The 19615-nt window shown below is 59.4% G+C and carries 18 protein-coding genes; 4 read left to right on the top strand and 14 right to left on the bottom strand.

Going from position 1 to position 19615, the window contains the following annotated elements; all coding sequences use genetic code 11:
* Positions 1-72: 72 nt before the first annotated feature.
* The 12 genes from gspD to I9H09_RS10995 form a co-directional block, all read right to left on the bottom strand.
* The gene (gspD, locus tag I9H09_RS11050; RefSeq protein WP_122313044.1) at positions 73-2427 is read right to left on the bottom strand and encodes a type II secretion system secretin GspD; all 2355 of its coding nucleotides are present in this window, start codon (positions 2425-2427) and stop codon (positions 73-75) included.
* Entirely contained in the window at positions 2427-2957 is a 531-nt protein-coding gene (locus I9H09_RS11045; protein WP_122347630.1) for a general secretion pathway protein GspN, read from the bottom strand. The genes gspD and I9H09_RS11045 overlap by 1 nt, the downstream gene beginning before the upstream one ends.
* Positions 2954-3565, bottom strand: coding sequence for a type II secretion system protein GspM (gene gspM, locus I9H09_RS11040; protein WP_024669443.1), 612 nt, complete (start codon positions 3563-3565; stop codon positions 2954-2956). The genes I9H09_RS11045 and gspM overlap by 4 nt, the downstream gene beginning before the upstream one ends.
* Positions 3540-4610, bottom strand: a complete 1071-nt coding sequence (locus tag I9H09_RS11035) for a type II secretion system protein GspL (protein ID WP_122324324.1) — start codon at positions 4608-4610, stop codon at positions 3540-3542. Before I9H09_RS11035 ends, gspM begins: the two co-directional genes overlap by 26 nt.
* A complete protein-coding gene (locus I9H09_RS11030; RefSeq protein ID WP_053932740.1) occupies positions 4607-5341 on the bottom strand; it encodes a type II secretion system protein GspK in 735 nt (244 codons plus the stop codon). The genes I9H09_RS11035 and I9H09_RS11030 overlap by 4 nt, the downstream gene beginning before the upstream one ends.
* Positions 5338-5970: a type II secretion system protein GspJ gene (locus tag I9H09_RS11025; RefSeq protein WP_005893910.1), complete on the bottom strand. Its 633-nt coding sequence runs from the start codon at positions 5968-5970 to the stop codon at positions 5338-5340. The genes I9H09_RS11030 and I9H09_RS11025 overlap by 4 nt, the downstream gene beginning before the upstream one ends.
* The gene (locus I9H09_RS11020) at positions 5967-6338 is read right to left on the bottom strand and encodes a type II secretion system protein (RefSeq protein WP_005893909.1); all 372 of its coding nucleotides are present in this window, start codon (positions 6336-6338) and stop codon (positions 5967-5969) included. The genes I9H09_RS11025 and I9H09_RS11020 overlap by 4 nt, the downstream gene beginning before the upstream one ends.
* Positions 6338-6772 (bottom strand): prepilin-type N-terminal cleavage/methylation domain-containing protein, encoded by a 435-nt coding sequence (locus I9H09_RS11015; protein WP_083492127.1) that lies wholly within the window; start codon positions 6770-6772, stop codon positions 6338-6340. Before I9H09_RS11015 ends, I9H09_RS11020 begins: the two co-directional genes overlap by 1 nt.
* 8 nt (positions 6773-6780) lie before the next feature.
* Positions 6781-7212: a type II secretion system major pseudopilin GspG gene (gspG, locus tag I9H09_RS11010; protein WP_122324336.1), complete on the bottom strand. Its 432-nt coding sequence runs from the start codon at positions 7210-7212 to the stop codon at positions 6781-6783.
* A gap of 25 nt (positions 7213-7237) precedes the next feature.
* Positions 7238-8440 (bottom strand): type II secretion system inner membrane protein GspF, encoded by a 1203-nt coding sequence (gspF, locus tag I9H09_RS11005; RefSeq protein WP_122313049.1) that lies wholly within the window; start codon positions 8438-8440, stop codon positions 7238-7240.
* Positions 8437-10161 (bottom strand): type II secretion system ATPase GspE, encoded by a 1725-nt coding sequence (gene gspE / locus I9H09_RS11000; protein ID WP_024669448.1) that lies wholly within the window; start codon positions 10159-10161, stop codon positions 8437-8439. The genes gspF and gspE overlap by 4 nt, the downstream gene beginning before the upstream one ends.
* Before the next feature lie 83 nt (positions 10162-10244).
* Positions 10245-10463: a hypothetical protein gene (locus I9H09_RS10995; RefSeq protein ID WP_183130813.1), complete on the bottom strand. Its 219-nt coding sequence runs from the start codon at positions 10461-10463 to the stop codon at positions 10245-10247.
* Positions 10464-10956: 493 nt separating this feature from the next.
* On the opposite strand from I9H09_RS10995, the gene I9H09_RS10990 reads away from it, so the two are divergent.
* Positions 10957-13698 carry a beta-glucosidase gene (locus I9H09_RS10990; protein WP_236502193.1) on the top strand — a complete coding sequence of 914 codons (2742 nt, stop codon included), beginning with the start codon at positions 10957-10959 and terminating at the stop codon, positions 13696-13698.
* A 39-nt stretch (positions 13699-13737) separates the two neighbouring features.
* Here I9H09_RS10990 and I9H09_RS10985 read toward each other — a convergent pair whose 3' ends face one another.
* A complete protein-coding gene (locus I9H09_RS10985) occupies positions 13738-14382 on the bottom strand; it encodes a TetR/AcrR family transcriptional regulator (RefSeq protein WP_005893899.1) in 645 nt (214 codons plus the stop codon).
* 230 nt (positions 14383-14612) lie between these two features.
* Positions 14613-15152, bottom strand: a complete 540-nt coding sequence (locus I9H09_RS10980) for a GNAT family N-acetyltransferase (protein ID WP_024689652.1) — start codon at positions 15150-15152, stop codon at positions 14613-14615.
* A 105-nt stretch (positions 15153-15257) separates the two neighbouring features.
* Between I9H09_RS10980 and I9H09_RS10975 the strand changes: the two genes are divergently transcribed.
* From I9H09_RS10975 to solA, 3 genes are all read left to right on the top strand, one after another.
* A complete protein-coding gene (locus I9H09_RS10975; RefSeq protein WP_122313052.1) occupies positions 15258-16148 on the top strand; it encodes a LysR family transcriptional regulator in 891 nt (296 codons plus the stop codon).
* 258 nt (positions 16149-16406) lie between these two features.
* A complete protein-coding gene (locus I9H09_RS10970; RefSeq protein WP_122347852.1) occupies positions 16407-17990 on the top strand; it encodes an aldehyde dehydrogenase (NADP(+)) in 1584 nt (527 codons plus the stop codon).
* 448 nt (positions 17991-18438) lie between these two features.
* Positions 18439-19614 (top strand): N-methyl-L-tryptophan oxidase, encoded by a 1176-nt coding sequence (gene solA, locus I9H09_RS10965; protein ID WP_122347853.1) that lies wholly within the window; start codon positions 18439-18441, stop codon positions 19612-19614.
* Position 19615 lies beyond the last annotated feature (1 nt).

Genomic DNA, 19615 nt, shown 5'->3' with positions numbered 1-19615 from the left:
GTTCATGACCTCTTTTGAGCGCTGCCGACAGGCAGCGCCGTGAGTGGATGTCGTGGCAAAACTAACACAGCGTCAGTTATGCATGCTGGTCCGCGAAACCTCGGGTTTGAGCAACTGCATCTGCTGACGGTAATCATCCGTCACCTGACGCGCCTGACTGCTGCTGGTGATGACACGTGGCGTAATCAGCACGATCAGCTCGGTCCGCCCCTTGGACTTGCTGGTGGTGCCGAACAGCCATCTCAAGCCTGGGATACGTCCCAGATACGGCACGGCGTCGACCGTCTCTGCGTTATCCTGCTTGATCAGCCCGCCCAGCAATATCGTCTGACCGCTCTGAGCCGCAACCTGAGTGGAAACGGAGCGACTTGAAATGCGCGGGTTGCCGTTGGCATCGTTATTCGAGGCGTTGTTGTCGGCATTACTGACCTGTTGCTGAATGTCCATGTACACCAGGCCACCCGGATTGATGCGCGGCACGACATCGAGAATCACACCGGTCTGCACGTATTCCACACTGCTCAATGTGGTGTTGGTGGACGTATTGGTGTTGATCGAGGTCTGGCTGATCGGAATGTTGTCACCCACCTGAATCTGCGCCTGCTGATTGTTCATGACCACCAGCGACGGCGCCGACAGCACCTGAGTGCGGCCATTGCGTTCAAGAGCGCGCAACGCCACCTGCAAATTATTGCTGACGAAGGAGTAGAAGAACGCATCGGTCGCGCCCAGCGCAGCCCCGCCGGTGCCGAGTGCGCCCTGACTGCCTGCCGTGTTGGCGACGTTTCCAGTGGTTCCCGAATTGCCCGCCAGACGCCCCAGATACCACTGCACGCCCATGTCCAGTTCGCCAGTCAGCGAGACTTCCAGAATGCGCGTCTCGATCTGCACTTGCAGCGGTGGATTATCGAGGCGCTTGATGGCTGATTCGATTTCTTTCCACTGTGCTGGACGTGTGCGTACCAGCAACTGGTTGCTGCTCTTCTGCGCAGTAATGCGCGTGCTGGCGTCGAGTGACTTGCCGTTGCCTGCGGAGCCGCTGCCGTCCTGGCCGGACGAATCGGATTCGGAATCACCGCCGCTCTGGTCATCACCCTCGGATTCGCTGTCGGCGTTGTTCTGGCTGTTGTTCAGGCCCTGGTTGTTACCAAAACCGCCGCCATTGCTCATGCCGCCGCTGTTGCCGATACCACCGCCGTTGCCGCCCAGCCCACCGGAACCGCTCATGCCGCCGACACCACCGCCACCGCCGCTGGAGTTGAGCGATGACAGAGTGGTGGTGCGCAGACCTGGCGCCACCTTGGCCGGCGAATCTTCCTTGATAGCGCCCGTGCCGTAGATCTGCCGCAGGTATTTGGCGAGGTCAGTGGCCTTCATGTTGCGCACGTCGTACACGTACATCTGCGGCTCGTTGCCGCCGCCTTCGTCGATGGTGTGAATCCACTCGCCGACTTCGCGCAGGTATTCGGGCTGCGAGGAAATAGCGACCACCGAATTGGTCCGCTCGATAGGCAGGAAGCGCACCATGCCCGCCAGCGGCATGCCGCTTTCAGGGCCGAACATTTTTTGCAGCTCGGGCATCAGTTCGCCGACCGAAGCGCGCTGCAGACCGAATACGCCGACCGACATACCTTTCAGCCAGTCCACATCGAAGGTGTCGATGGTGTCCTGATAGTTGGCCAGTTCTTCAGGCGTGCCCGCCAGGCTGAGAACGTTGCGCGCCGGATCGACCAGCAGAAATGCGTTTTCCCGGGCGAACGGCTTGAGCAGCTTCTGCATTTCGTTGGCCGAGATGTAACGCAGCGGAAACAGTCGTGCCGACATGCCTGGCGAAGGTTGTGCCACACGCATTTCCGGCACCAGCTTGCCCGCCACGGCCTGATTGGAAGGCAGGATGACGTAGCGATTGCCTTGTTTGATCATCGCATTATCGGTCCAGGACAGCAGCGTCTCGAGGATCGACAGCGCCTGTTGCTTGTTGACCGGTTTGGACGTCGAGAAGCTGACGTCGCCCTTCACACCTTGGGCGATGCTGTAATTCTCGTGCAGCAGATCGCCCATGATGCTGTTGATTACCGCCTGAATGGGCTGGTTGGTGAAGTTGAAGACGATATCGCCAGTCTCGGCCGGGCGCGCAGCCGGCGCCGCAGCGGGCTGACGGATGAACCGCTGGTTGCCCTGGATGATCTTGCGCTGTGGCGAGGTCGTCGTCTGCTGGGCAGGTGGCTCGACAGGCGGTCGCTCGCTGCGCGGGTCTACCGGCGGACGTTGTGAACCCGTTCCCTGGAGCGCTTCCTGCAGCATGCCATTGTCGGGATCGAGTGTGTCTGACGGTGTCGCGCAGCCGCCAAGGGCGACGGCGGTGGCCAGGCAAAGCAAGGGTGTGCGCAAGGTAGCGATGGCAGGAACTCCAGAAAATGTACCCATCACAGGGTGGAATCGTTGGTTAACGTAATCGGGGGGCTGCTTGACGGCGGCGGCAGGCGCAACGCGGGCAGGCGCAGGACTTGCGTACGCTCGTCGAGCTTGAAAGTGGCCTCGGTAGGCTCAAGACGCTCAAGCGTCCAGCCATTGGGCAGGCGCGCGCCCTGACGCACTTTAAGTGCCGGGCCGCTGGCCTGCTTGAGCAGTGCAACACGTAGCGAGCCATCCATGATTACCCCGGTCAGGGTCAGGCCAGCCAGGCTGGAGGCCTGCACATCAGTTTTGCGGACCGCCGTATCGGGGCTGCGATCAGGACTGAAAAGCGGGGTCTTCCAAGTATTAGCCAGACTGTCCAGAGTAGCTGACGGCGCACTGTGGATCTGCGCCTTCTGATCCGTCAGGTTACGCGGCGCCTGCTCCGGCAGCCAGCCTGGCGAATGTGCTGCACCACTGAATATCAGTGTAATCAGCGCAGCCAGCAAAGCGGCACATGCCAGCAAGGCCCACTCCAGCGGACGTAATGAACCGATCATTGCTCGCCCTCCCCGACACTGGCCGGTTGCAGGTAGCCGCGCACCAGCAGATGCACTACCAGCTTGCCCGCAGCACCATTGGCAGGCGCATTGGCGTCGCGACGCATACTCATCTCATCGATAAACAGAAACGGACGCTGGTATTCCAGCGCATGCAAAATGGCCGTCAACGGCTCAATGGCGCAGTTCAGGGTCAGGCTGACCTTGACCTGACGATACGGCTCGGCGCTGTCCTGCTCCGGCGTGATCGGCATACGCTGGGTCAGCTCGCAGCCGCCACCGGTGTTGGCCTGACTGCTGATCAGATCGGCGATACGCTGCATCAGGTCCGCCGCCACGGCACTGGGGTCTTCTCCTGGCAACAGGCTGGTGCTGCTCGCCGGATCCCGACGCGCCTGCTCTAACTGCTCGCGCAGGGAATCACCTTGCTGCAACAAACCGGCGTAGCGTTGCTGCTGTTCACGCAACTGCTCGGTCTGTTCGCCGATATCACGCAATGGCCCGGCGAACCAGCTGTCGATCAACAACCAGTAAGCCAGGCATAGCACCAGTGCCAGGACAGTAAGGGCCGCGCCCCGCCGTTCACGGCTTGTCAGTGGACGGCGCATCGGCGTTCTCCTGTTGCTGGTTCTGGTGCAAGTGCGCACGCAGGGAGTACTGATCCTTGCCGGTTTTGGTGTCAGGCTGGATCACCCCCTGAAACTGGGCATTGTCCAGGCTACGACAGTCTTTTACCCGGCCGATCAAAGCACTGGCCTTGCCGCTCTGGCCGGAAAACGCCACTTCGGCGCTGTCACTGATCTCGAGATGCTCGATCCAGGTGTCCGAAGGCAGGCAGGCGGTCAGCTCGCTGAGTAACGCCGAGAGCGGCGGCTGAGTAGCCTTGCGCCGCAACAGGTAATTGGCGGCACCCAGGGTATTGGTCAATTGCTGGCGCAGTTGCTGAACCTCTCCGACCTGGGCTTTTTGTGCCTTGACGCTGGCTTGCATGTCGTCGAGCAGGCTTTGGCGATCATTCAGCCACAGCAGCATGGCACTCAACAGCAGACCGATACACAGCCAGCCCAGCCAGCGTTGCAAGCGATGGCCAGAGCGCGACTGTTGCGGACGCAGCGGCATCGGCAGCAGATCGACACCCATGCGCTGACCTTCAGCGCCAACGTCCACAGCATCAGGACGCAGACCACGCTCGGCGCACTCGGCGAGTATCGCGTCCAGCCGCTCGCGCAGTATGGCCACCAGCGTGACTTGGACAAAGCTGGCGCTACGGCTGTCCTGGCGAGCGACGAAATACAACTGACCCGCGTCGAAAGGCGTAAAGCGATCCAGCTCGTAGCCCACCACGGTGGACAGGTTGCGGGCTGCGGCGGCCGGCAATTGCAAGGTTTGCACCAGCACCGCAGAAGCAGGCAGCAGCAGAACGCGTCGCACCTGGGCCGATGCGACAGGCAACGGCTCGACCAATGGCCAGACGTGCGTCTGCTCGACGGTCTCGCGACCCAGCCAGCGGCGCACGCGCAAAGGCAGGCAGGCGCGAAGCTCGGCCACCCACCATTGCCATGCCTGTTGGGCCGGACTGCCACGCCACTGCCGGGCGACCTGTTCGCGTAACGCGTAAACAGGCGCCAGACGTGCAGAAACTGATGAATTCATTCTTGCCAACGCAATACCCTGTAGGGCTGTGCGCTTCCCTCCGATGGGCTCAATAAAACAGTGGTTTGTAACAGGGCGGTCACACCGCCCGGTCGTTCTGCGCGGCTGTCGATGGCCAGTACCTCGCCAGGATCAGCCCCTGCAGCGCTCTGGTTCGGCAAGTTCAAGGCCCTACGCAGCAACCCCGAAGCGAATGCCGGATCGGGCCTGTCCAGGCCGCTCCATAATGTTATTTCCGGTAATATCCGGGTATACAGCGCCTGACTCATGCCCGGCAACTGACGTACTTCCTCGACCACTCGCAAGGGTGACTGGCCGCCATTACGCTGAGCCTCCAGCACCTGGGCAATACTGCTGGCCTGGTTTTTGGCCGCGCCACATGCCTGCAGCAGCCGTGATATATCGGCGACCGGCGCACTATTAAGGTCCAGCTTGCCGCGCTCGCTCCTGATACTCACAACCAGCTGCGTGTCATCCATGCGCAACGACACCAGACGCCCATCGGCAATCCAGCGTTTGCGCTGCGCAGGATCAAGCAACCCCTGCACAGCCATATTCATGCCAGCCTCAGCCGCCATCAAAGCCTGCGTGTTCTGCCGCAGCCAGAGTGCCTGCCGGCTTTCCAGTTGCACCCAGCCCGCCAGCCCGCCCAGCAACAGGCTGAGCAGTGCAAGAACCCAAAGCACTACTAGCAGCGCTACGCCGCGCTGGTATCGATTTGCTTCAATCATTCGCCGCTCGCCCCGCCGGACAAGTCCAGACGCAACGCTACAACCTCGGGTACCCATTTGATGGTTCCTCTGGTCTGCATGTCGATCCGTACCGCTCCCGGTAAACGATTCGGCCACGGCCAATCGGGCAGCCATCCTGTAGGCTTGCCCTTCGGGTTGAGCCCTCTGTAACTGAACGTCAGTGAATCGACGTTTTGCAGCAACACTTGAGGCTCACCCCACGGTTTAAGTGCAATACCGTTTGCACCGGACTGAACCTGAGCAAAAGATACCTGCAAGGAACGACGCCCCTCAGGCCCCTTGAGCTCAAGGCTATGAACCTGGATGCCGCCGCCCAACTCGCCAGGCAACGTGGCGACAAACCGCAACTGTTGCGCCGAGCCTTCGAAAAAACCGCTGTTCACATCGTCTTCCGCGGACGTGTCCAGCGGCAGCGCCTGGCTTATCGAACTGCGCAAAAAGGCCTGCGCAGCGCGGGTCTCATCCAGATTGACGGTGTAGCGCTCAGCCTTGAGCACGGCACGATTGGCTCCCAACAATGCCCCGGCTACCAATACCAGCAGCACGCCCAGCAGGCTGATCACCAGCAACACTTCAAGCAACGTGAAGCCACGCTGAGCCGACCTCATGAGCCAGCCCCGGTGACAGCGCCGCGTAGCTTCAGGGTACTGAACTGCGCCTTGCGCTGATGCTCGTTCAGCGACAGATCAAGGCGAAACAACCTGGGTTGTCCGTTCGCGCCTGGCAATTGGTGAATATCCAGTGTCCAGTCAATGCCGGACAAGGTGCCCTTACGCGTAGCGTTTTCCAGCGGCCCGGCGCTTTCCTGATCCATGATGGTGCGGGCAGCGTGACTGAGCCGGTCGCTGCGTGACACCTGTTGCAGCGACCGCGCACTTTGCCCGAACGCAACCAGTAAAACGCCACTGCAGACCGCCATGACGGTCAATGCAGCCAGCATCTCCAGCAGGGTGAACCCCGACTGCGATGTTTTCATTAAAGCGACCGAACCTGGACACTGCCGGTCAGCCAGCCAATATCGATACGCCAGCGCCGGTCACCGTCGGCGACCAGAACGTTGCCACCGCTGGAGCCGCCGTCCGGGTAAAACTCGACCGACGAGCCAAGGTCCGAGGAGGTCTGCAGGGTCACTCGCAGCGTGACAGGCCAACGCATTTCACGCTTGCCGGGGGCCTTGAACGTTGCCTTGCGCAGATTGAACTCGGTGCGCGCCGGCTGGCCCGTCACAATAGCCCGCACTCGGGTCGCCCGCAGTGCCTCGACCATGTCGCCCACTGCACGACGCTCGCTGGCAGTACTCAAACCCTGTTGCAGACCGAAACCCACCAGACCGACAGCGATGCTCATCAAGACCAGCACCACCAGCATTTCCATGAGGGTAAAACCCCGGCTCGCAACAGACGTTTTCATTCCGCCATTTACTCCCAGTTGCCCAGGTCGGCGCTGTAACCTTCGCCACCCGGCTGACCGTCCTGGCCGTAGAAGATCAGATCGAAGCTGCCGTGCTGGCCTGGGAAGCGATAGCCAAATGCATGGCCGAACGGGTCCTTGAGGTCCGAAGGCTTGGCGTAAGGGCCATTCCAGTTCGACGCGTTACCCGGTTTTTCAGTCAACTGCTGCAACGTCTTGGGAGGCGAACCGACATCCAGCGCGTAGCTTTCGATTTTCATGCCCAGGCTCGCCAGCTGCGCCTTGCCCGCGCCGTACTTGCCCTTGTCGACGTTGCCGCCCACTTGCCGCACGACAATGGTCGCAACGATGCCCAGCAGGACGATAACGGCGAGCATTTCCAGCAAGGTGAAGCCACCCTGACGGCGTGCGGATTTGAAGCGTGTACGGCTAAAATTCATCGCAATGGTTTCCTCGTTCATGGATTCAGATATTGCTGGTCAGGCTCATCAGCGGCAGCATGATGGCCAGCATGATCACCGCGACCATGCCCGCCATCACCACTGTCAACGCCGGTACAAGAGCTGCCAGCATGCGGTCGATACCGCGCTTGGCCTCGACGTCGAACACGTCGGCGACCTTCATCAGCATGGTGTCCAGTTCGCCAGCCTGTTCGCCGACTTCAATCATTTGCAGGGCCAGGTCCGGCAACAGTGGCTGCGCGCCGAACGCACTGGCCAGTGTGCCACCGCCCTTGACCGACTCGGCGGCCTGCTCCACCTGGGCCTGCAAGGCGCGATTGGTACACACCTGCCGTGCGATGACCAGCGCCTGAAGCAACGCCACGCCATTGGTCAAAAGCGTTCCGAGAGTGCGGGTCAGGCGCGCGGCTTCGATGCGCTGCAACAGAGGGCCGATGACCCGGATGCCCAACAGGCGGCGGTCACGCCGTTCACGCCGCTGGGGATCACGCATGCGGATCGCCATGCCCCATATAAGCGCAATCAGACCTGCAAACACCGCCAGGCCGTAGTCACCGAGAAACTGTCCAAGGTCGAGAATGACCTCGGTGATCAAAGGGATCGGCACCCCGAGATCCTTGAAAATCGGTACGAATTGCGGCACCACGTAAGCCAGCAACAAGGCCAGTGAGCCCAGCACACCTACGACAAGGAACGCCGGGTAGATCAGTGCGTTGATCACTTCACCGCGCAACAACTGGCTGCGTTCCAGGTAATCGCTCAGCTGGCGCAACGTGCTTTCGAGAGCACCACCGGCTTCACCGGCGCGCACCATGCTTATATAGAGGGGCGAAAACTGAGTGCCCTCTTCTTCCAGCGCAACGGACAACGGCTTACCCGCCTTGACCTGCTCGCGAATACGTTCGATCAGCGCCTTGGTCTGCGGTTGTCCAGGCTGTTTGAGCAGAATCCCGAGAGATCGTTCCAACGGTTGCCCTGCACCCAGCAACGTAGCGAGCTGCTGAGTAAAACTGACCAGCGCCGCTCCGTTCAGCAAGCCGCTGCCGAGCACACGACGCAGCCCGCCGAGACCGGCGACATCGACCTGCAAGACCATCAAACCGCGCTTTTGCAAAGCAGCGATGGCAGCTTCCTGATCTCGAGCCTCCAGCGTGCCGTTCTGCGGCGCGCCTTGCGCGTCCAGCGCGCGGTATTTGAACAGACTCATGTGCCATCACCCCGGGTGACGCGCAACACTTCTTCCAGTGAGGTGACGCCGGCTACGGCCTGACGCAAGCCCTCTTCGTGCAAGGTGCGCAACCCGCCGCGACGTGCAGCCTCCTCCAGTGTCGAGGCGTCGGCGTGACGCATCAACAGGCTGCGCAGCTCTTCATTCATGACTAGCAACTCGGTGATTGCACTGCGTCCGCGGTAGCCACCGCCCGGCGCGTCGGCGCGTGGCCGGTACAGCCGAATCGGACGCTCGTCGGTGAAACGCTCGAGTCCGTGCTCGGCGATCAGCTCCGGTGGAGCATCGAACGCCTCACGAGTGGCCGGGTCCAGGCGCCGCACCAGTCGCTGAGCCAGAATGCCATTGACGGTCGAGGCGATCAGGTAGCTTTCGACGCCCATGTCCAGCAAACGAGTAATACTCGCCGCAGCGCTGTTGGTGTGCAGGGTCGAAAGCACCAAGTGACCGGTTAATGAAGACTGGATGGCAATGCGGCAGGTTTCGAGGTCGCGCATCTCACCGATCATGATGACGTCCGGGTCCTGACGCACAATGGAGCGCAACGCCCCGGCGAAGTCCAGACCGATGGAGGGCTTGACCTGAATCTGGTTGATGCCTTCGAGCTGGTATTCCACCGGGTCTTCGACGGTGATGATCTTGCGCTCGGCAGTGTTGAGCCGCGACAACGCCGTATAGAGCGTGGTGGTTTTACCGGAACCCGTCGGCCCGGTGACCAGCAGGATGCCGTGCGGTCGCTCAAGCACATCCAGAAACTCGTCCAGGCGTTCGCCATCGAAGCCCAGGCTCGGGAAGTCGAAATTGATGGTTTGCCGGTCCAGCAGACGCATGACAACCGACTCGCCGAAACTGGTGGGCACGGTAGAAACCCGCAGGTCCAGCTCCTTGCCCTGAATACGCAACATGATCCGGCCATCCTGCGGCAAACGTCGCTCGGCGATGTCCAGACGAGCCATGATCTTCACCCGGGATATGACCGCTGCCGACGAGCTGGAAGGTGGCGCTTCGGCTTCATGCAGTACGCCGTCGATGCGGTAGCGCACCTTCAGCTGGCTTTCGAACGGCTCTATATGAATGTCCGACGCACGCTGTTCAACCGCGCGCTGCAAAATCAGGTTGACCAGACGAATGACCGGCGCCTCTGACGCCAGGTCCTTGAGATGCTCGATGTCTTCCAGCGAGCCGCCCTCGTCGTCAAGGTTCTCGATCAGAGTGCCCATTGCCGACCGGCCCTGCCCGTAATACCGCTCGATCAGCGTCTCGACTTCATTGCGCGGGCCCACGGAAAGGCGCACCGGCACTTCACAGGCATAGGCAATTGCTTGAAACGGGTACAGCGTGCCAGGGTTGGCGCCGAGTACCTGAAGCCCCTGATCGCTCCAGCCTACCGGCACCACCTGATAGTGGCGCATGAAACGCTCGGTCAGCGGCGGCAGCGGATCCAGCATTGGCGGCACGCCGTCGGCCAGTACCAGCGGAGCATTCAACAGCGCAGCCCAGGCGCGTGCCAGTTCGAACTCCGACACCAATCCAAGGCGGGTCAGAAGACCCAACAGCTCGGTGCCTTCCGATTCCTGTTGCAAACGGTGCGCCCGCTCCAGATCGACCGCTTTCAGACCGGCATTTTCGACCAGCCAGGCACAGACCTGCTCGGCATCCGGGATTGCGATGCGGGATATATCGACGGGAACTGGAGACATGAATGAGGGCATTTTGCTACTTCGGAGGGACATATTACAGCACTCTCCGCATGGAGAGTGCTGCGCTCAAAGGCTTCAAATGATCAGTTTGACTGCTTTTGAGGGGTTGCGTTCTGTGGGCGACCACCTTTTGTGGGTTCGGTCTTTTGTTTTTGAGCTGCTTTGGCGTCCTGAGTCTGGGTCATCACGGTCGAATCGGTAGTACCCGAAGTGGCATCTGCGTCTGTCGACTCTTCGGCAACTGCTGCGCCACTCAGGGCCAGACCTAAAACCACCGCTGCACTGCTCATGGAAAACTTCATTTTAATAACTCCTCGGGAAAACACAGGAGACTGCACGACGCAGCACTCACAATAAAAAACGGGCAAGAATTAACGAACAGCACGCATGGCAACTTGCGAGCTGTCTTTCTTCATCCTGAAAAATCTTAAACCCATCGACCAGTAGGTTTAAGAAGAGTTCCTCATCTGCACAGAAAAATGACAAAAATAAAGAAAAATACGCTTTTTTTTGACATTTATGGCTTGTTTTAGACTTAATCGTCACCGTTCACAAACCCGAGGCGCCATTTAGCGATAGCAAAATGATGGCACCTTAGAGGCAGTAAAACATAACAATTTAAAAGAAAAGTGTTAACTAAGCGGACCTGTATCGCCCCCTTCAAACAGGGGTAAAACGCGATAACGGATGACCGTTGCCTGAAAAAATATTAAACGCCGATGGGCAAGTTGTGACGCATTAAACCGGCGTGTAAGCGCGGGCAAACAGTTATTCTAAATACCGTTGGAGAACAGCATGAACAAACGAAAGATGATAGGCGCGCACTCGGCTCTGGCCTTGCTCGCGTTGGCGGTTTCGCAGGTGTACGCCGCTGACGCGACCGTGCAGCAGGGTCGTGAAGATCGCGCTGAAAAAGCCGCGCAAAAGACCCTGGCCAAGATGACCATGGAAGAAAAGCTGGCCTACATCGGCGGCACCGGCGGCTGGGACGTCAAGCCACTGACCAACTATGGCGTTCCGCAGATCCACGGCGCCGATGGCGGCGTCGGTGTGCGTTACACCAGCGAAGGCAACGATCAAGGCGTGGTCTATCCGTCCGGTCCTAACCTGGCAGCCACCTGGAACCCGCGTCGTGCCATCGACCTGGGTCGCGCACTCGGCTATGACACTGCCACCGGCGGTTACCAGTTCATCACTGGCCCCGGCGTCAACCTGTACCGCATGCCTTATGGCGGCCGTGCATTCGAATACCTCTCCGGCGAAGACCCGTTCCTGGGCGCCAGCCTGGCACCGGGCGTGATCAACGGTATCCAGTCTCGTGGTGTGTGGGCCAACGCCAAGCACTACGCAGCCAACGACCAGGAAAGCAACCGCTTCAATCTCGACCAGAAGATGAGCGAACGCGTTCTGCGCGAAATGTCGCTGCCTGCTTTCGAATCGTCCTCGAAAAACGGCAACGTTGCGATGATGATGTGCGCCTTCCAGAAGGTGAACGGTGAGTTCGCTTGCGAAAGCGAGCACCTGATCGCCCAGATCCTGAAGAAGGAATGGGGCTACAAGGGCTTTGTACAGAGCGACTACAACGCCGTGGTTCACGGCTTCAACGCTGCTCGTGCCGGTACCGACCTGGACATGATGGGCTACCAGATGAACAGCTCCGTGCTGAAGCCGCATCTGGACGCCGGTGACCTGAGCGCTGCGACCATCGATGACAAGGTGCGCCGCATCCTCAAGCAGATCTACCTGTACAAGTTCGACAGCAAAGCACCGCTGACCACCCACAACATGAACAGCTCGACCAGCAACAAGGTTGCTCTGAATGCTGCGCGTGAAGGTATCGTGCTGCTGAAGAACCAGGACAACCTGCTGCCGCTGGACAAGCAGAAAGTCAAGAAAATCGCCGTGGTCGGCACCTTGGCAAAATACGCACCGCCTACCGGTTTCGGCAGCGCCAACGTTATGGCCAGCCATTACGTCAGCGAGCTGAGCGGCCTGCAGCAAATGGCACCTAACGCCAAGGTCGAGTTCATCGACGGGCTGTCGCTGGATCCGAGCACCTCTGCCTGGACCACCACCGACACCGCTGGCAACGAAGTTCAAGGCATGAAAGCCGAGTACTTCAGCAACACCAGCTGGTCCGGCGATGCAGCGGTCACCCGTACCGAAAAACACGTTGATCTGGACTGGGCCAACGACAAGAACCTGCCGTTCGAAAGCAACACCTCGACGTCCGATCCGTACACCAGCAAAGGTTCGACCGCTAGCCAGCTGAATGGCGATACTTCGTCGACATCGATCCGCTACACCGGCAAGATCACCCCGACCCAGAGCGGCGAGCAGGTGTTCAAGGTTCGCGCCGACGGTGCTGTGCGCCTTTGGGTCAATGGCAAGAAAATCATCGACAACGGTGAAGGCAAGCCATTGCCGGGCAACAGCATCCCGCCAACCATTCCAGAGTTCGCCAAGGTCAATCTGGAAGCGGGCCAGTCCTATGACGTGAAGCTCGAGTACTCGCGTCGTGCAGGCTACCTGTCGACCATGGGCGGCCTGGTGGGCGTACAGTTGAGCTCGGCTTCGCTGAACGCGCCGCAGGACCTGTCCGGCTACGACGCCGTCGTGGTTGCCGTCGGTAACAGCAGCGAATACGAAGGTGAAGGTTTCGACCACAGCTTCGATCTGCCTGAGTTCCAGAACGAGCTCATCCAGAACATCGCCAAGGTCAACCCGAACACCGTGGTGACCATGTACGGCGGTACCGGTCTGAAGATGAGCGACTGGATCGAACAGGTTCCGGTAGCTCTGCACGCCTTCTACCCGGGCCAGAACGGTGGTCAGGCGCTGGCCGAGATTCTGTTCGGCAAAGTCAACCCGTCGGGCAAGCTGCCGATCAGTATCGAACGCAATATCGAAGACAACCCTGTCTACGCATCCTTCCCGAAATTCGACAATCAGAACACTCTGACCGACATGGATTACAAGGATGACCTGATGCTGGGTTATCGCGGTTACGAGAAGAAAGGCATCAAGCCTCTCTACCCGTTCGGTTACGGCCTGTCGTACACCACCTTCGGTTACAGCAACATCAAGGTCACGCCGGGCGTTGCAGTGGGCAATACGCCGATCAAGGTGTCGTTCGACCTGACCAACACTGGCAAGGTGGGCGGTTCGGAAGTTGCGCAGCTGTACGTTGGTCAGCAGAACCCGAAAGTCGAGCGTCCGATCAAGGAACTCAAAGGCTACAAGAAGGTGTTCCTCAAGCCGGGTGAAAGCAAGCGCGTGACCATCGAGCTGAATGATCGCTCGCTGGCCTACTTCGACGAGAAGAGCAAGCAGTGGGTGGTCGACGCCGACACCTTCAACATCTCGCTCGGTGCCTCGTCGCAAGACGTCCGCCTGAACGCCAAGCTGGTCAACTCGTTCCGTCAGGAACTGTCGACCACCAGCAGCAACCCGCTGCCACGTTCAGCACTGAACTCGGTTCTGGTCGAGAAGCCACCGGTCAAGACTGGCGGTGTGTTCAAGCAGACCGTCGAGTAAGCATCACGCTGACTGACTGAAAAACGGACGAACAAAGGCTCAGGGACGAGCCCTTACCGCTGCATCGACCTGCGCAATGTAGGCATCGAAACACTCGACCAGATCCAGTTGGTCGGGAAAGCGTAACCACTGAATCTGCAAGCCATCCATCATGGCCAGGATCTGCTGGATCACCTTTGACACATCCACATCCGCTCGCACTTCCCCTCGTTCCACCAATTCCGAAAACTGACTCAACAAATGCGCATGGATACGCTCGTAGCGCGTCTGAAACCACTCATAGGCAGGCTGGTTGTCCAGCAGGCTTTCGGCGTTGAGGATGGAAAAGGCACGCACTACACCCGGTGCAGTGGCATTGGAGCGATTGATCGCACGCAGCCCGTTGAGCAGGCCGGTCAATGAGTTTTCAGTACGGACTTCGGCAGCAATCCGGGCGTTGACCTGATCACGGCGCTCCAGCACCCCCATCAACAATGAGATCTTGCTCGGAAAGTGGTGCAGCAAACCCGCGACGGAGATTCCGACGATAGCCGCCACCTTGGCGACAGATGCGCCGGTGTAACCCTCAAGGGAAAATATCTGCAACGCGGCGTCCAGCAACTCTTCGCGACGTTTCTCGCCTTTGGGCGCACGCCGCTGTCGGATGGCTACCGCTCCCGTTTCCATGGGTTCATGCCGAGTCATATCGGGCTCCTTCTTCAACAGCCGCATACCCTAACCATTCAGAACGCCTCTGGCAACGCCAACAAACCTGATTGTCAGACAATTTATTGACGTATTACAGTGGCGTGGGCGCAAAATTGCAACCCATTGGCCGCATCAGGCAGAAGCTCGAAAGCCCCGGCATTCAGAAAACTCAGGCGACTGATCAGCGACGCGAGCCGTCAGGCTAGGCAGTTCCCTGCCCTTCACCCCTACGCCTGGTCTCCAGGCCTGCTGCATGAGCCATCGCCCAACGCCCTCTGCATCAACACGGTGTCCACCCAACGACCGTGCTTGAACCCTACCGACTCGAAGACCCCCACCCGGCGAAAGTCCATTCGCTCGTGCAAGCGCAACGAGGCGATGTTTTCGCTGTTGCCGATCACCGCGATCATCTGCCGCCAGCCACCCGTTTCGCACCGTTTGATCAGCTCGCCCAGCAGCGCATGACCGATACCCAGCCCGCCCATGCCAGCACGTACATACACCGAATCTTCGACAGTGAAGCGGTAGGCAGGACGAGGTCGATAAGGCGTGACGTAGCCATAGCCCACCACCTCTCCCGCATGCTCGGCGACCAGATACGGCAGGCCTTTGGCGAGCACCTGCGCGCGACGCTGCAACAGCTCGGCAAGGCTCGGGGGTTCCAGCTCGAAACTGGAAATACCGTGCAGCACATGGTCGGCGTAAATCGTCTGGACGGCAGGCATGTCGTCGTCGAGGGCGTCACGCAGCATAAGTTTCGGGATCATCACAGGGCTCTTGGGCAGGTCTGGGTAGAAGATGGTAATCATGCCGCCCGCTACGACATTAAAAAAGCTATGATTTTTCATCGACAGCATAAGAAATACTTTGCCATGCGCCGACTGAATCTAAACCATCTGCATACGTTTTCGCTGGTCATCGCTCATGGCAGTTTTTCTGTCGCCGCCGAGCATCTGCACCTGACTCAGCCTGCCGTGAGCCTGCAAGTACGCCAGCTGGAAGATCAATTGAACCTGCAATTGATCGAGCGCGTGGGCAAACGTCTTAAACCGACGTCTGCCGGCAAGGCACTGCTGGAGCACATCGTGCGCATCGAGGCTGTGGTCGAGGAGGCTTTGCTGGATTTGTCCAGTCACGCCAGCGGCGTTGCAGGGCAAGTCTCCATCGGCACCGGCGCGACCGCCTGTATCCACTTGTTGCCGCCTCTGTTGCGAGCCCTGCGCCTGCGCTTTCCCGATCTGGATGTGCGGGTCAGCACCGGCAACACAGATGGCATCCTTAAAGCAGTCGAGGAAAACCGTCTGGACCTTGCGCTGGTCACCCTCCCCGCAGCCGGACGCAGCCTGGACATCAGCCCCTTGCTCGACGATGAATTCGTGGCGATCTTTGCCACCAGCCAGTCTCTACCCGACACCGGAATGACACCCCAGAACCTTGACCCGCTGCCTCTGGTGGTGTTCGAAGCCGGGAGCAGTACGCGTCTGCTGATCAACGAGTGGTTTTTGCAGTCAGGGATTCGCGTCAAGCCTGTGATGGAACTCGGTAGCATCGAGGCGATCAAGGAAATGGTAGCTGCAGGTTTGGGCTATAGCATCGTGCCGCGCATGGCCGTCGCTGCCGTCCATCACCGTCGCGGGCTGCAGGTGCATTCGCTGACGCCCGGTTTAAGCCGTACTCTGGGCATTGTGGTGCGCCAGGACAAGCCGCTCAGCAAACCCCTGCGTCAAGTGCTGGATGCACTACAACGCCTGAAAGGTTCATGAAGACGTATCACCATAAGCGCATGATCGTGTTGATACGCGGTAACGGCAGGCGCATTGCCGGCGGCAGAATCGCCCGGCAGTTGCATAGGCATCGAATCAGGTTGTACGATGACTGCCCACTAATTCATGGAACATGATTGCGGCCGGCTTCTCAGATGCCGCAACACCGTCACCCGCAAAGCAACTCGGCAACCCATAAGGAGCGCACGGTCCGGAGCCTTCGTACCCGCCTCTAACATCAAACAACAGGAGATACCGATGCCTAACATTCTTGGCCAGAACTTTATCGCAGGCGGCCGCAGTGACCTCGGCCAAAGCCTGCAAAAGAGCCTGGATGCAACCACTGGTGAAGAGTTGCCCTACAGCTTCCACCAGGCCACCGACGGCGAAATCGATGCTGCTGCCCTTGCTGCCAAAGCAGCTTTTCCTGAGTTTCGTCAGCTGAGCCCGGCCCGCCGCGCCGAGTTCCTCGACGCCATTGCCGACGAACTCGATCAGTTGGGCGATGATTTCGTCGCTATTGTCTGCCAGGAAACCGCGCTGCCACAGGCTCGAATTCAAGGTGAGCGCGGTCGCACGAGCGGCCAGATGCGCTTGTTCGCCAAAGTGCTGCGCCGTGGTGATTTTGTCGGTGCTCGCATCGATCTCGCCCTGCCGGACCGCAAACCGCTGCCGCGCGTGGACCTTCGCCAATACCGCATAGGCGTAGGCCCGGTTGCCGTGTTTGGCGCCAGCAACTTTCCGCTGGCCTTCTCTACTGCTGGCGGTGATACCGCTGCCGCACTGGCCGCCGGTTGCCCGGTCGTCTTCAAGGCTCACAGCGGCCACATGGCGACTGCCGATCTGGTAGCCAGTGCCATCATCCGCGCCGCAGAGCGCACCAAGATGCCGAAAGGTGTGTTCAACATGATCTTCGGCAACGGCGTCGGCGAAGGTCTGGTCAAGCACCCGGCCATTCAGGCGGTCGGCTTTACCGGCTCGCTGAATGGCGGCAATGCCCTGTGCAAAATGGCCGCCGAGCGTCCGCAACCTATTCCGGTGTTCGCCGAGATGTCCAGCATCAACCCTGTCGTCATTCTGCCCGGCGCCCTTCAGGCCCGTTCAGAAACCGTGGCCAAGGAGCTTGCAGGTTCTGTCGTGATGGGTGCCGGTCAATTCTGCACCAACCCGGGCGTCGTCATCGGTCTGCGCTCTCCTGCGTTCACGACTTTTGTGGAACAGCTCACTGAACAGATGGGCAGTCAGGCACCTCAGACCATGCTCAACGCAGGCGGTCTGCGTAGCTACAGCAAGGGCGTCGAGCATCTGTTGTCGCACGCTGGCGTTACGCACCTGGCCGGCAAGCCGCAGGAAGGCAAGCAGGCTCAGGCACAGCTGTTCAAGGCGGACGTCAGCCTGCTACTCAATGGCGATCAGTTGTTGCAGGAAGAAGTCTTCGGCCCGACCACGCTGATCATCGAAGTTGCTGACGATGCACAGCTTAAAGATGCCTTGCAGGCCTTGCGCGGACAGCTGACTGCTACCGTGATCGGTGAACCGGCTGACCTCAGCCAATACAACTGGCTGCAGCCTATTCTGGAAGAAAAAGTCGGTCGCATCCTGTTCAACGGTTACCCGACCGGTGTGGAGGTATGCGAAGCGATGGTCCACGGTGGTCCTTACCCGGCAACCTCGGATGCACGTGGTACCTCGGTAGGTACTCTGGCCATCGATCGCTTCCTGCGCCCGGTCTGCTACCAGAACCTCGCCGACAGCCAGTTGCCACCTGCTCTGCAGAACGCCAACCCGCTGGGCTTGCGTCGCTTGGTCAACGGTGAGTGGAGTGATCAGCCTGTCGTGTAATGGCTGAGTTGTAACGTCTGAGACGAAAAGCGGCGCCACCTGAACAAGGTGGCGCCGTTTTTTTTATGAAAAAATGATCGCTCATCCAGCCAAAATATTTCGTTTTTGTGCGTTCAGTCGCCGCTGGCACGCCTGTTTTTCAACCTGTCTGCGGCACCATACAGGTGCGTTTCACAGGCTGTTCATAAAATAACCACACGACTGTAAGCCACGTGCAACAAGGGTTTCAAAAAGTTACCCACAGACATACCCACGATTTCCGTGGACAACTTTTCATCGATTCCGGAACTTAAAAACCTTGGGCAGTGCAAGCGTAAATTTTTTGGCGATTGTCGAAATCTGCACAGCGCACGGCGACTGCGCTTTGACATATGCTTTAGCATTATTGACTGTTGATTCAAAACACCCATCCCCCTGAAATGCTTGCTTTTTTCGAGGTAGACGAAAGATGGAACAGCGCTGCAAGGTAGCCGTGCTTGGCTTGGGTGCCATGGGGGCAGCCACTGTCTACCAGCTCGCCAAAGCCGGCATTGACGTGATCGGTCTCGATCGCTACGAGCCACCCCACACCTTGGGGTCCAGCCACGGCGATACGCGCATTACCCGCCTCTCGGCGGGCGAAGGTGAGCAATACCTGCCGCTGGTGCGCCGCTCCCAGACGATCTGGCGCGAACTCGAAGCCATGACCGGCGAATCACTGTTCGAGCAATGCGGCGTGTTGGTAATGACATCCAGCCCGACTTACGACCCTGACGACAGCGAAGACTTCACCCACAAGACCATCGCCTTGGCCCGGGCCAATGGTATAGAGCATGAAGTGCTGACAGCGGTCGACATTCGCGAGCGCTTCCCGCAGTTCTCGCCGGTCCTGGACACGGCCGTTGGCTACTTCGAACCGGGTGGCGGGTTCGTTCGGCCAGAGCGGTGCATCGCCGTGCAGCTCAGGCTGGCCAGGCAACTCGGGGCGCGATTGCGGATGAACGAGACAGTCACGACGTTACAAAACCACGGCGATCAGGTGCGGATCAGCACAGACAAGGGCTTGATCATCGCCGACAAAGTGGTGGTCAGCGCAGGCATGTGGTCGGCGGACTTGCTGGGCGCGCCTTTCAGCGACCTGCTGAGGGTCTGTCGACAGACTCTGTTCTGGTTCGACTTACAGAAAGACGCCGTTTTTGCTCCGGCCTCGCCCAGCTTCATCATGATTCACGGGCCGGGTGACGCAGACGTGAACTATGGTTTTCCGCCCCTGCCCGGCGAGCACAGCATGAAGATCGCCACCGAGCAGTACATGCATGCCTCAGCCGCAAGCGAACTGGATCGAACCCTTACAGCGCAGGAGGTGCAGGACATGTTTCAAACGCAGGTTCAGGGAAAGGTCGCCGGTCTTGCACCAACGGTAGCCAAGTCGGCAGTCTGCGCCTACACCGTCACACTGGACTATCACTTCATTATTGACGAGCATCCGCGCCTGAAAAACGTGACGGTGGTCTCAGCCTGCTCCGGGCATGGCTTCAAGCACTCGGCAGCGCTCGGCCTGGCCTTGGCGCAACGCTGTATTGACGGCGAGAGCGAAGCAGACCTTTCGGCTTTCTCGCTGCGACGCTTCACCAGGCAGGCTTGAG

Source organism: Pseudomonas tremae, from assembly GCF_023278125.1.
Classification (GTDB): domain Bacteria; phylum Pseudomonadota; class Gammaproteobacteria; order Pseudomonadales; family Pseudomonadaceae; genus Aquipseudomonas; species Aquipseudomonas tremae.
Note: the sequence above shows the minus strand (reverse complement) of the source record. Positions and strands in the feature narration are given on the sequence as shown.